A 13,699-nucleotide genomic window follows, 5' to 3' on the forward strand; every position below is an offset into this window, starting at 1 on the left:
GTTATACACCAACTTTTTCTTTAATAAGTGAAAAAGCACCATACAAACAAGCATCATCTTGCAATTTTGATAATTTAAATTCACAACATTCAAAGATGTGAGGTATAGAGTACTGCTTGGCTGTTTCAACAACGATAGGAATCAATTGTTCTCCTAAAGCCTCCATGACCCCCCCTCCTAAAACGATAACTTCGGGATTTAATAAGTTAATAATGGAGCCAGCATTTATTCCTATATACCTTGCAGCATCGTTCAAGACACCTCTAACAAGATCGTCCCCTTGATCATAAGCAGCTTTCAAAGTAGAACTTTTCACTATACCTTTCAAGTCACTGCTTTTTATTAAGGTTTTTTCGCCTCTTTCTTTTTTTCTAATTATTTCTCTTTGGATAGCTACTTTAGAAGATAAACTTTCCAAACAGCCACGAAGATTACAACCACAAAGAGGGCCTTCGGGGTACACATTCATGTGTCCAATCTCGGCAGCAAAATTGAATGAACCTTTATATAATGATTCATTCAATATTAAACCTCCACCAATTCCTGTTCCTACAAAATAACCTACGGCGTTTTTTGCCCCTTTAGCAGCACCAAACTTCCATTCTCCATACATACTTGCATTGGCATCATTTTCTATAATCACTTTGATATTGTACTCTTCCTCAACAAATTTAGCTAAATTAAATTCATTCAACGGCATGTTAGGAGTAAAGGTAATTTTCCCATCTTTTATAACTCCTGGTACACCTATTCCTATCCCTTTTACATCTTTATTCTCCTTCAGCAAAGAATCCAAAACTTTCTTCAACTGCTCAACAACTTTCTCTTTGCCTTTTGAACTTTTGGAACTTTTTTTCTCCGTCTTCAATTTGTTACCTTTCTCATCAAATAAAGTTCCAAGGATTTTAGTCCCTCCTATATCTACCCCTATCCAATTACTCATTTTTTTCACCCTCTTTATAAGGATTAAATTTAAGCCTCTTGACTAGAAATGTTATTGTACAACTTTTCAAAAATCTCATTCACCTCAACATCTATCTTCCCTTGTAATTTAACTAATTCTTTATCAATTTCTTTTAATAAAGCTATAATATTATCTTCTTGAAATTTTTTTACCAACTTTTTCTTTAAAACAATCAAATCATGATGAGCTCCTAAAATATCTTGAATCTGCTTAAACATGTCTTCTTCAGGTAAAGTGCTACTTTTCAGTGCCCCGAATATCTCTGTTTTATAACGCAGGTTTTTAAACTTTATCCTTATTTTATGAAGCTTTCTATAGTCACTTCTATCTGTACTTTTAAACTCTTCATAAACGTCTTTAAATTCTTTTATATAAAGATTAGCAAAATAAGGATCATTTATCTGAAAGTTTTGTATAAAATCAAATACCAAGAAGCTTAAAGAATTTTCTAGTAGATTATCCAACTCCGAAATTTTTAAAGAATTTAAATAACTTTTCAACTTTTCTTTCTCTTTACTATATTTTTTCTCGAAATAATCGATTAATTCATTATCTTGCCATTCAATTTTCTTAAGAAAATCTAGGTGAACTTTATAATCTCTTGATTTATTGCTTATTTTTAATATCTTATTTACTTTTTTCTCAGCTTTCTTAGAACTTTCGTGTTTTGAAAATCCTTCCAAAAAATCTATACTTGTTTCTATCCTTCTACAAGACGTTCTCATGTCGTGAACAGTATCCACACCTTTTTCATCTAAAACATAAGAAATGTTTTTCAGAAGACGATGTTTAATCCTTTCAAAATATTCGATGTACTCTTTTAAAAACATCCATGGATTTACTGAAATATCGTTTAAGAGTTTATTGACTTCGGATCCACCATCCATTTTAATTTTCCTTTTCCAGATAAAATATCATCGAATGATTCTCCTTCAATACAAATTACTCCTGCCTTTCTCAAATGCAAATCATCACCAGTTAATTTTTTTGCAAGTTCGTCAAAAGTTGGATTGTGACCAAATATCATTACATTGTTATACCCCTTTGTAATGTTTGAGATTTTTTCAATTATCTCTTCTACTTCTCCTTCATACAGTAATTCTTCCTCTAATATCTCTGGCTTTGATTTAAAAGACTTCGCAAAGATTTCTGCTGTTTCTTTTGCCCTCAAAGCAGGAGAGGTAATCATAAGTTCAACCTTATTTAAAAGTTTAGCCACATATTCTGCAACTTCTTTAGAATCGTTTCTACCAACTTTTGTCAACTTTCTTTCAAAATCATCAATTTCCGCGGACCTTTTTTCTGCTTTAGCGTGCCTAACTAATATTAGGTTTTTCATATGTGAACTTTCCTCCTCGTATAAACGTTTTTAAAAAGAATTCACATAATCTCTTAAAGCTGATCCAATTCTTTCTAATAAGGAATCCATATCACGAGTTTTGTTCAATTTTTTCAGAGTGTTCCAAAAAATAAATATTCCAGCTATGCTCCCTATCAAGTTTCCTATAAAATCCGTCATCGTATCGAAAAGGCTTTCTTCTTGAGCCATTCTATATCCAGGATAGTCTCTAAAGATTAAATCCGAAATAAATTCTCCTATTTCCCAAAACACTCCCAATGTCATAACAATAGAAAAGGTAACAACAAATATTTTTAGAAAGAAAAAAGGCATTTTCATTTTGGCCCAGATTAGTTCAGAACCCATTACCAATGGATATATAAGAAATGAAAGCCAAATACCTCCAGTAATATGAAGAATAAAATCGTAAATTTTAAAATAATCATAAAAGTGGTACCACATCCCAAATACACTATGTAAAGAAATTTGAATTATTGTTACTGTACGAATCTCTTCAAGAATCGTAGACTTTGTTACCCATTCAAAAACCCATGTTAAATAAACTCCAAAGGCGCTTAAGAGATATCCTAAAAAATGTGGTAAGTTAAAATCCCGAAAGCTTCCTATAATAGGAATAAACACAACAAAAGAAAAAAATAAGTTAACCGCTCTTAAAACAGAATAAAACTTTGAACTTGAGGTAAACAAGGTTTCTTTCACCAAAGGATCTCTCACCAAAAAATGATGGATTTTGTCAAATTCTATTTTTGCTTTTTTCAATGTTTTTGAAAACCTTGGTGTAATCAGTATCACCTCATTTTGAGTTCTTTGCATATTCTATAATTTATTTTAATTATACCATTTAGATACAAAAACAAAAAAAAGCAGCGAACTAATTCGCTGCTATGAGGGGATGATACGACTATGGTGGCTCCGGGTGAGGGATTCGAACCCCCAACCTAGTGGTTAACAGCCACCCGCTCTACCGTTGAGCTAACCCGGAAAAAATAAAAACTCTTCAAAATCTAAAAATGATTATATCATCAAAATGGTGTTTTGTCAACATTTTTATTTTTATCACCGGGGACTACTTCACCAAGAGTAACAAACCTTTTAGCCCCAGTTATTTGAGGTACATTATTTTTTCGTCCTTTGTAAGTCTGATAAGCTAATATTGCAAACGCTACCGATTCTTTAGCATCACTTGAAAAACCTAATTCTTCTAAAACCATCACGGTAGCTTTTTCATCTATCATCTTTTTTACATAATATTTTATCATCGATATCAAAGTAGGATTATAACTTCCACCACCAGAAATTATAACTTGGTCTATGTTAGTGCCTATAAATCTTAGATAGGCATCGGCAATCGATTTAGCGGTAAAAGCTGTTACGGTTGCAACAATATCTTCGTCGTTTAATTTCATACTTTTTCCTCTGTTTATTATCTCTTGGGCATACTTTAACCCAAAAACTTCTCTTCCTGTGGTTTTGGGAGACTCTTTTTTTATAAAAGGATGAGCCATTAGTTCTGCTAAAAGCGTATCAGAAATCTTCCCATTTTTGCTAATCTTTCCATCTTTGTCATAATTTTGCTCGCCGTTGCTTAGAATCTGAACTACTCCATCTATAAGCATATTCCCTGGGCCTGTGTCGGTACCTTTTATATCTTCTATCTTGGCTTTTTTTGGTATATAGGTGAAGTTTCCTATCCCTCCGATATTTTGCATAACCCTGTTGTAATCATCATTTTTAAACAAAATATAATCAACATAAGGTACAAGTGGCGCTCCTTGACCACCAGCTGCGATATCTCTTGCTCTAAAGTTGGTAACGGTGGTAGTTCCTGTTTTTTCTGCTATTACACAAGCTTCACCTATTTGAAAAGTGGAGATAAAATCATCACTTACATAATGGTATATAGTCTGCCCATGGGAACCTATTAAACTAACATCTTGCATATTTAAACCTTTTGATTCCACAACTTCTTTGGCGGCTTGAGAAAACAATTCTCCAAGCTCGAAATTCAATATGCAGATTTTATCAACGCTACCCGTTTTGGGATCAGAACATTCTAGAATTTTTTCTCGCATTTTTTTACTATAAGGTGTATTTATAAAATTAACAACTTTTACATTTAACTTTTGTGGCCCTTCTTCTGTTATTTCAACTAGTGCAGCATCTATTCCATCCACTGATGTCCCTGACATTAAACCTATCACCAACATAATATCTTCTCCTTTTACTTCTAAAGTGTTCATTTATTAATGATCTTTTCGAAAAATTATATTATTTATCTTATTTCTTATCACGTTCAATTCGGGTTTTTTTAAGAATCTATCGTAGTAAACAGAATTTGTCAAAAATATAGAAAATAATCCATCTTTTCTAATCCAAATGGATGTGCCTGTAAAGCCATTGTGACCGAATCCTGTACTATCAAGTGAGTATTGACATCCTGCAACAGGTGGAGCCATCCAGGCTATATGGGTAGTATTTTCCCCTCTTTTTACCAGAGTAGTGGTAAAAAGATCTAAGGTGTCTTTTGAGACTATTTCCCCACTTAACAAACTAATTATGAAAACTCTCAAATCACCAGTATTAGAGAATAAACCTGCGTTACCACTCACTCCACCTAAATAGTAGGCAAGTTCATCTTCGACTACACCCTTTAACCTTTTACCTTCTCGGATAGATGTGGATACAGCTTTATCTTGATTCTTTGGATTGAAACAAGTATTTTCCATTCTTATTTTTTTAAAAATATCTTCGACGTACTCTTTGAAATGCTTTTGAGTAACTTCTTCAACAATTTTCATAAGTGTTATAAAATTTAAACAAGAATATTCATAACACTTGTAGGCATTTTCTTGGGGTTGAATATTGATTATCTGCTTAAGCAACTCTTCTCCTTGATACTTTTCCCATAGATTTGAATAAGCTTGTATTCCAGAAGTATGAGTTAATAATTCGAAGATAGTAATCTCGCTTTTTGGACTACTTACCTCTATGAATTTACCAATTTTATCTTCTAATTTTATTTGTTTTTCATCTATTAGTTTCATCACTGCGGTTGCAGTTCCTACAACTTTGGTAACGCTTGCTAAATCAAAGATGTCCTCTTCTGTAAGTTTTTCTTTTTCATCCTTTGTTCCGTAAGTATTTTTATACAATAACTTTTCATTTTTACCTATTAAAATGGATGCTCCTGTATACACATTATTTACTCCTGATGAAACAATTTCGTTTAAAGATTCGATATCTTTTTCTTTCAAATCATCACTTCCTTTCGAAATCTTCTATAAATCTTTCTAAGATACCATCACAAACCACATAAGAGTCTAATCTATCTACCTCGTTTTTTATATCAACTTTTTCGTTAGAGCTAAGCAAGTTACTAGCGACTCCTGCAAGCTGGGAAAGCTTTTTTAGCCATGGATGTATATCTTCATATAACTTTTTATCTTTTATATATCTTAATTTTCCTTCAAGATTGCTCAATCTCTCTAAGTATTCCTTTAACTCTTTTTTCTTATTCAAGGAATCGTTTCTGAATTCTCTTATAAGACTTTTCAACTTAAATGATGTCTCCCCAAAAATTCTCGATTTTAGAAAATTTTCACTGAATAATTTCATATCTTCAAAAAAGTCTGACCCTATCAAATTAAAAATAGACTTGTTCCATGAACACAAAGGATCGTACGCTTGTGAGTTCCAAAGATAATCTGCTATTGTTTGCAAGGCAAGCATCGATGCATAGGGCTGGTTCATCGGATTTGAGATAACCCCTTTTACTTTTGATATACACAAGTCATTTTCCCTGTTCATTAAAGGGGCTAAGAAAAGTTCGCCTTGATCTGCATCATTTACCGGATAATTATCCCATAAGATCAAATCATGGCCAAACTGTTTTGAAATCTTATCTGCGTTTTTTCTACTTACCCTTTTTGACCATACACCTTTCCCTGTCCAGATTACAGGAATTTCAGGATTTAAGTTTTCTTTCATCGTCCTTCTGTACAACGAATCTTCTTCCTGCCAGTATTCCGTTGGACAAAAATACAAGTTAGTCTCTGAATCTTTCCTTTTTAAAAATTCGTATAACTTATTTGCTACATATGTCTGAGCCAAACCATAATTCCCCTCAAACCTTCTTTCATCTTCCTCGTAATTCAGCTTTTCACGGATATCATCGAAAAGAATAGCAAATTTTTTTACACCTTTACTTAAAATCTCATAGTATTTTTTGCACAATAAATCAAACTCTTTTTGATCACCAAATTTCATGCTAAGTCCAGGACTTACACAAAACACAAAATCGACAAAATTGTCTTTTGAGACTTTTATTAGCTCATCTATTTTTTCTATTTCTTCTTCTGGATAATCCTCGCGCCATTTTTCCCTGTGATATGGATCATCTTTTGGAGCGTACCAATAAGTATTCATTTTATTTCTTCCACAAAAATTTATCATATCCAATCTGTTTTGATGGCTCCATGGTTCTCCATAAAAACCTTCAATTATTCCTCTCATTTTAAAAGAAGGAGAATCTAATATCTCAACTATAGGAAGAAGTTTATTCTCAAAATCAACAAGTTGTCTTAGAGTTTGTAATCCATAGAAAATACCTTTCTTAGATTTAGAAAAGATTTTAACCGTTCTATTTTCTTTTTCAACTTTCATTAAATAGCTTTCTACATCCATAATATCAATACTTAACTCTATATCGTTACTTTTGATAAATTCCTTTAAGTCTTTTTCAGAAGGGGAAATAAAAGTTTCTATTTTTAAGTCGGTACTATCTGAATCTCTTACAAAAACAAAATGGTCAGTTGGAAAAAGCTTAATGAAACTTTCTTCTTCAAAATTTTTGAAAATAGAAAGCTTTGAACTTTCAAAGTGAATATTTGCTCCTTCATAGAATAACTTTTTAGGTTTGGGATTCAATCTAAGAAATAAGTCCATTAAAACTCCTCCTTTTCAATATGAAATAAATACTGTTTTTTTAAATTCTAAAACTTGTTTAGCGCCCCTTCGCTCCGCTCCCCCCCTTGTTTTATTTCTAAAATATTCTAATATGGGATAAAGTAATTACTTTATTATCAATAAACGTTTTTTGTATTATACCATATTTATTTTTTAAAAAGTTCATCTTTTTCACAGATATGATATAATTAAACAAAACTTATTAAACTAAGGGGTGTGTTTTATGAAAAAATTACTTGTTTTAATGTGTGTTTTGATGGTTGGTTTATTCGTTTTTTCTGAAGAAGTTATAACTTTAAATTTGATTGAAGCCTTTTCAAGCCCCTACAGAACTCCTACCTTAAACAATATAATACAAATGTTCGAGACTTTGAATCCTGGGGTAAAAATCAATGTCATTTCTCCACCTTACGAAACAGCCTATCAAAAGATCAATTTAATGGTAAGTACAGAACAACCACTCGATATCGTAGAGATAGGTGACTGGGATTTAAGTGCTTTAGCTGCTATGGGAAAGTTAGAAGATTTAACTCCTTATATCGACTCTTGGCCTGAAAAAGATGACATGGTCGAAGGGGTTTTAGAAGCTGCTAGCATTTACCAGGGTATCCCCTATTTGTTGCCTCATGGCATTTTTGTAAAAGCACTCTTTTACAGACCAGATATTTTGGCAAGATACGGGATTGAAAGTTATCCAAAAACAATGCCTGAACTGTACGAAATATCAAAGAAATTAACAGAATCGGGCAAAAATCAGTATGGTTTCGCATTTAGAGGCAAGGGTTATCCAACGGCATTTATTGATATTGTTTTAACTTCATTCTTTGATGACATAGATCCAAATAATATGTATTTAACTAAATCCGGTGAAATTATTTTTGAAAACCCACGGGCCGTAGAAGCGTTAAATTTCTATGTCAGTTTGTATAAAGACACAGCTCCAAAAGATTCAATTAATTGGGGATGGGATGAGCAAGTTAATTCGTTTGTTTCGGGTATAACACCACTACTATTTCAAGACCCTGACACAACTGGCATGCTAAACGAAATGCTCCAACCTGGCCAATATAAAACTGCCCCACTTCCTTTAGGAACAAGTGGGAAAGTTTATCCAACCTTTGGATTCGTAGGCTGGGGAATTCCTACATACTCAGAACATAAAGATTTGGCTTGGAAATTCATTAAATTCGTTGCTTCAGCTGAAATAAATGGTTATTGGAGCAAGAGTTATGGTGCTTTACCAGTTTTACAATCAGTCTATACTTACGATCCGTATTTCAGCTCAGATCTTTTTGAAGGTTGGACCAAAATGTTTGACGATCCGGAACATTATCAATTCACAGAATACCCTTTAGATAACGAAAATTGGGGAAAGTGGAATGAATTCCAGGAAAAAACAATGCAACAAGTATTGCTCGGAAAACTTTCCGTAGAAAACTGCTTGAAGCAGTGGACAGATTTTTGGAAAGATACTGGCATTAAATAGGTGGTTTAATTGAAACGAAAAAAATTTATTTTTTTCTTGTTATTGCCCACTTTGTTATTAATATCTTTTATCATTTTATACCCCACTATCAGTGGGGTAATGTTATCTTTTAAAAATTACTCCCTTTATAACTTCCAAAATATTGAATGGATAGGTTTCGAAAATTTTAAAGTCATTTTTTTTTCTGATCCTTTTTATATAAATACTATTTGGAACACCCTGGAATGGGTTTTATTCTCCGTGTTTTTCCAGTTAATCTTGGGTTTTATTCTAGCCCTTTTGATGAAAGAACCTTTTAAAGGTAGAGGTATATATGCAGGACTAGTTTTTTATCCATGGGCAATTTCTGGGTTTGCCATAGGCTTAATTTGGTCATGGTTGTTAAATGGTCAATTCGGGGTTATCAATGATATATTAATAAAAATTGGAATCATTGAAGAAAACATTAGTTTTCTTTCGGACCCTTCGTTAGCAATGTTTTCTGTTATTTTAGTGAATGTCTGGTATGGAATACCTTTTTTTGCCATCATGATTTTAGCAGCATTACAGTCAGTCCCTGATTCTCTTTACGATGCAGCGGAAATCGACGGCGCAGGTTACTTCACAAAGCTTTTTAATATCACTATACCATATATTAAACCCACTCTGATAAATACTATTTTATTGAGAACTATATGGGTTATGAATTTTCCTGATATCATTTACGGCATGACACGTGGCGGACCTGCTGGAAGCACAGAGATTTTGGCTGTAAAGATGATAAATACCGTTTTTTATGAATCCGACTACAGTAAAGCTGCAGCACATGGTGTGGTTATTATTTCAATTCTTTTCATTTATACTATCATGTACTTAAAATTAACTTCTAAACGGGAGTTTAGCTTATGAAGAAAAAATTTTTCCCTAAAGTTATACGTATAATTTTACTCTCTATGTTTTTTATTTTTGCAATTTTTCCGTTATATTGGATTGTAATAACTTCGTTAAAACCTACACAGGAAATATACTCCTTTCCAGTTAGGTATTGGACAAATAATCCCACTTTTTTTGGATACAAGAGATTATTTGAATTTGTCAATTTTAAAAGGTATTTTGTAAACAGTATTTTCGTATCTATAGGTGCTTCCTTTGTTTCAACAATATTTGCAATGTTAAGCGGATATATACTTTCAAGAAAGGAATTTAAATGGAAATATCCTATTATATTATTCTTATTTTTTTCTCAAATGATCCCAACTTATTTAATCATGGTTCCACAATATACAATGTTTTCAAATTTAAATTTGATCAACAAACTTATAAGTTTAGTAATAATTTATAGTGGTTTTGGAGCTGCTTTTAGTACAATAATGGCTAAGGGTTTTTTTGATAGAATTCCAAAAAGTATCGAAGAAGCCGCTTTAATTGACGGATGTAATGAAATCCAATCTCTATTTAAAATCACTATTCCCTTAATGTTACCTGGTTTATCGGCTATTCTCAGTTTTTCTTTTGTGAATAACTGGAACGAGCTGTTTACTGCTGTGATGTTTTTAAACACCTCCGACAAATATACCGTACCTGTAGGGCTATATTCTATTGTATCAAAGGCAGGTGTTCAGTGGAATGTGCTAGGTGCGGGGATTGTGATCGCTCTTTTACCAACAATCATAGTATTTGCTATCTCGCAAAAATATATTATTGCAGGGCTTACACAGGGAAGCTTAAAAGATTAATATTGTAAATGATTTTTATAGCTTAACTATCTTTTCTCTTTTCAAAGGAAATAGTTTAGTGATTGTTATTGTAGTTACTGTAACTTTGATCACCGATATAGAACATTAGTATAGAGAGTGAGAAAATGTTTACTAATAGTACAAGAAATTAAAAGACCTAATTAAAGGCAAAAACAGATACATCGACTTGCTCTAAAAAAGATTAAGTTATTCATTTACTGGAAAATGGAAATATCTTTGTCATTGGATAATTGAAACCGTATGAACTCAGAGATTAACTTCCAATTGTGGGAGAAAATGGAAGCTTACATTTTTTAGGCTACTCAATAAACCAAAAATTCACCTTAAAAAACACAATGAAAAAGCATGCTTTTCCCTATTATTTAATACTACTTTCTTCTAAAAAAGTAGTTTCTAAAAGAAGAGGTCATATGAAAAGCAAGGAATCCTACCAATGCAAAACATTTTTATTATTTCTTAAAAGTATTCTAAATAATTGGGGGTTTTTTATAAAGGACTAATGCATAAATTCAAAAGATTGTTTGATAGAGTACGTTTCATTGGGCTCCAACGTTAAAACATTGTGTTTTATGATAAAACGCAGGGCTGGGATTCCCCCCATTTCAAGTTGCCAATCTTTACCCCAAAGTTGTGCAATCATGGTTTTTTTATCATTTAGGTTCATTTTAAAGCTTTCATTTGTCAATGGGTTTTTTACTCCTATATAAGTTATTGAATCCTTTATTTCTTTGTATGTGTATTTCTCAAAATCATCAAGGGTTTTATCTGCAAGAAAAGGGTTATCTGATATAAGCCTCAAAGGTTCTTCCATATTGAAATTAACGCATTCCCAGAGTTTTACCTCTTTTGGTTTCTTTTCCACGTTTTTTATTGTCATTCTTACAGTTATTTCTGGGTCATTTTCTTTTATTTTAACCGTGATTGTATTATGTAACCCTTCTACTTCGTTGAGTCCTTCCATTTCTATAGAAACTTCATTTTCCTTTTCTGATATGGAGTATTTCAACGGATAAGGTTGATTACTTCTATCATTCCAAGGAACTGACACATACACTCCACCAATTTCAAATATGTAGGCTGTTGTTATCTCATCCAAAAAAGGCATAGGATAGTCTGATCTATTGTAGAGTAAGCCTTTTTTTGTATTATCTCTAGGAAATATCTGCCATAATATTCTACCTCTATTTGGTACTAATTCTACTTTGAACAATCCATTATCTACAATCAAAACGTCAGGCTTTAAACGAGTTTTTTCGAGTTCATCAGCTACAAAAATTTCTCTCTCTTCTGTTATTACCTGGATTCCAAAAATAGATAATGAAAATAAGATCGCTAAAGAAATAATCATTACTTTTCGTGGCATAGTGTACACCTCCTATTCTTTTAAAGCACCTGCTGATAACCCTGAAATAAAGTACTTTGACAATGGCAGAAAAACGGCCAAAACAGGGATAACCGTAAGAGTCGTTGCTGCAACTAATGGACCCCATTCTATGTACTGATCAGTCATATATGATGCCAGTCCTAGTGGCACTGTTTTTTTTGCCCCCTCTGTTATTATAAGCTGAGCCAGTGTATACTCACCCCACGTTGATACAAATACAAACATAAAGGATGTCACTATTCCAGGAACACATAAAGGTAGAGTTATGGAGTAAAAAGCTCTCAAAGCTGAAGCTCCATCTACCCTTGCAGCCTCTTCCAATTCAATGGGAATAGCTTCAAAAAAAGACTTTAAAAGCCATACAGAAAAAGGGGAATACATAGCTGTATATACCAGAATTAATCCTAGTAAAGTATCTATCAATCTTATATTTGACAATAGTGCATATATAGGTAGCAACAATGGAATCCCTGGTAACACATAAACTACAAGTAATATTTTACCGAAGGTAGCACTTCCTTTGAAAGGAAATCTTGCTAGACTGTATGCACCTAAAACGGATATGAATATAGATATTGTTCCTGTTGATATACCAACTATTAAGCTGTTTATTATATTAGTTGGGAAATCCTTTGATGGAATCCTTGTTGAGAAAAGAGATTGGTAATGTGCCAGTGTTGGATCTTGGGGAAATAATGATGGAGCCATGGTCATTATTTCCCTGGAGCTCTTAAATGATGAAAGTATGATCCAAAAAAACGGGAAAAGCATTATTGCAAGTACAAGAAGAACAATAATTTTTCGTTTGAGTTCTTTATTCATGATCTATTCATCACCTCTGTGTCATTTTTTGGTGATAGTAATGTAAAGTAGAGAATTCCAACACTAATTAAAATTAGGGTTGATATTAAAGCTGCAGCTGATGATCTCCCTGCATTAAACATTTTGAATGCCAACTTATATATATAAACTGGCAGGGTCATTGTAGCATTAGAGGGGCCTCCCTGTGTTGTTAACCAGATAAGATCAAAAGTATTAAAACTCCACATAAATGCCAGAAGACCTACAAACCAAATTACTTTTCCTATTAGTGGAAAGGTTATATAAATAAATCGTTTGAAGCTTCCTGCACCATCTACCTTTGCTGCATCATACAACGATTGGGGAACAGTAGACAACGCAGCGAGCATTAATATAGTTCCAAAGGGTATGAAATGCCAGGAATTAATTAACACAAGAATATGAAAGGTGAGATCCAAAGATCCCAGAAAATTAACTGGGCCTAATCCCATGTTGGTAATAAGATGGTTGACAAATCCTATATTCGGTTCAAGCAGCCATCGCCAAACAACAGATATAACAACCATAGGTAATACCCAAGGTATAAGTATTAGAGATTGTGCCATTGTGTAGAATTTCCCCTGTTTATTAAGTAATAAAGCAAATAGAAGGGGAATGGTAAGTTGGAAAAGTAGGTTTTCTAAAGTCCAAATAAAACTTTTCCATACTGCCCCAACGAATATTTCGTCAGCGAATAACTTTATATAATTGTTTAAACCAATGAATTCCCCCTCTCTGAAGCCAAATTGCGTTTTAAGTAACGAGTTGTAAGCCATATTTACTATAGGTAATATAGTTATGAATGCTACAAGTAATAACACTGGAGTTAATAATAAAAATCCTTTAAATCTTGAACGCATATTATCCCTCTTTTTCAAATGAAATATACTGTATTCTTCTATGATATTTGATGATACAATATAAGCATAAACAACTATTTTCTTTAAAAATGAGTGGTTAGTAG

The 13,699-nt window shown here is 32.7% G+C and carries 13 protein-coding genes and 1 tRNA gene; 3 read left to right on the plus strand and 11 right to left on the minus strand.

The features are described 5' to 3' along the window. Window position 1: 1 nt before the first annotated feature. The 8 genes from AD60_RS02435 to AD60_RS02470 form a co-directional block, all read right to left on the minus strand. Window positions 2–943 (minus strand): ROK family protein, encoded by a 942-nt coding sequence (locus AD60_RS02435; RefSeq protein WP_103927273.1) that lies wholly within the window; start codon window positions 941–943, stop codon window positions 2–4. Between the two features lie 29 nt (window positions 944–972). Further along, window positions 973–1,851 (minus strand): CHAD domain-containing protein, encoded by an 879-nt coding sequence (locus AD60_RS02440; protein WP_103927274.1) that lies wholly within the window; start codon window positions 1,849–1,851, stop codon window positions 973–975. Then, entirely contained in the window at window positions 1,818–2,303 is a 486-nt protein-coding gene (locus AD60_RS02445; RefSeq protein WP_103927275.1) for a histidine phosphatase family protein, read from the minus strand. The genes AD60_RS02440 and AD60_RS02445 overlap by 34 nt, the downstream gene beginning before the upstream one ends. A gap of 30 nt (window positions 2,304–2,333) precedes the next feature. Continuing rightward, a complete protein-coding gene (locus tag AD60_RS02450) occupies window positions 2,334–3,083 on the minus strand; it encodes a hypothetical protein (protein ID WP_233186794.1) in 750 nt (249 codons plus the stop codon). Between the two features lie 148 nt (window positions 3,084–3,231). After that, window positions 3,232–3,306: transfer RNA gene (locus AD60_RS02455), tRNA-Asn, on the minus strand. Window positions 3,307–3,346: 40 nt separating this feature from the next. Then, complete coding sequence (locus tag AD60_RS02460) at window positions 3,347–4,564, minus strand: anhydro-N-acetylmuramic acid kinase (RefSeq protein WP_103927277.1); 1,218 nt, start codon at window positions 4,562–4,564, stop codon at window positions 3,347–3,349. A gap of 3 nt (window positions 4,565–4,567) precedes the next feature. Continuing rightward, window positions 4,568–5,578, minus strand: coding sequence for a serine hydrolase (locus AD60_RS02465; protein ID WP_103876301.1), 1,011 nt, complete (start codon window positions 5,576–5,578; stop codon window positions 4,568–4,570). 4 nt (window positions 5,579–5,582) lie between these two features. Continuing rightward, window positions 5,583–7,268, minus strand: coding sequence for a beta-N-acetylglucosaminidase domain-containing protein (locus AD60_RS02470; protein WP_103876302.1), 1,686 nt, complete (start codon window positions 7,266–7,268; stop codon window positions 5,583–5,585). A gap of 244 nt (window positions 7,269–7,512) precedes the next feature. On the opposite strand from AD60_RS02470, the gene AD60_RS02475 reads away from it, so the two are divergent. Genes AD60_RS02475 through AD60_RS02485 form a run of 3 tightly spaced genes read left to right on the plus strand, consistent with a single transcriptional unit; the run spans window position 7,513 to window position 10,490 of the window. After that, a complete protein-coding gene (locus tag AD60_RS02475) occupies window positions 7,513–8,775 on the plus strand; it encodes a sugar ABC transporter substrate-binding protein (protein ID WP_103876303.1) in 1,263 nt (420 codons plus the stop codon). 9 nt (window positions 8,776–8,784) lie between these two features. Next, window positions 8,785–9,663: a carbohydrate ABC transporter permease gene (locus tag AD60_RS02480; protein ID WP_103876304.1), complete on the plus strand. Its 879-nt coding sequence runs from the start codon at window positions 8,785–8,787 to the stop codon at window positions 9,661–9,663. After that, on the plus strand, window positions 9,660–10,490 hold the full coding sequence (locus AD60_RS02485) for a carbohydrate ABC transporter permease (RefSeq protein ID WP_103927278.1): 831 nt from the start codon (window positions 9,660–9,662) through the stop codon (window positions 10,488–10,490). Before AD60_RS02480 ends, AD60_RS02485 begins: the two co-directional genes overlap by 4 nt. Window positions 10,491–11,007: 517 nt before the next feature. Here AD60_RS02485 and AD60_RS02495 read toward each other — a convergent pair. Genes AD60_RS02495 through AD60_RS02505 form a run of 3 tightly spaced genes read right to left on the minus strand, consistent with a single transcriptional unit; the run spans window position 11,008 to window position 13,595 of the window. Further along, complete coding sequence (locus tag AD60_RS02495) at window positions 11,008–11,874, minus strand: hypothetical protein (protein WP_103927280.1); 867 nt, start codon at window positions 11,872–11,874, stop codon at window positions 11,008–11,010. A 12-nt stretch (window positions 11,875–11,886) separates the two neighbouring features. Then, window positions 11,887–12,717 carry a carbohydrate ABC transporter permease gene (locus AD60_RS02500; RefSeq protein WP_103927281.1) on the minus strand — a complete coding sequence of 277 codons (831 nt, stop codon included), beginning with the start codon at window positions 12,715–12,717 and terminating at the stop codon, window positions 11,887–11,889. Beyond that, on the minus strand, window positions 12,714–13,595 hold the full coding sequence (locus tag AD60_RS02505; RefSeq protein WP_103927282.1) for a carbohydrate ABC transporter permease: 882 nt from the start codon (window positions 13,593–13,595) through the stop codon (window positions 12,714–12,716). The genes AD60_RS02500 and AD60_RS02505 overlap by 4 nt, the downstream gene beginning before the upstream one ends. Window positions 13,596–13,699: the final 104 nt, after the last annotated feature.

Origin of the sequence: Petrotoga sp. SL27, from assembly GCF_002924605.1 — a bacterium.
Taxonomy (GTDB): domain Bacteria; phylum Thermotogota; class Thermotogae; order Petrotogales; family Petrotogaceae; genus Petrotoga; species Petrotoga sibirica.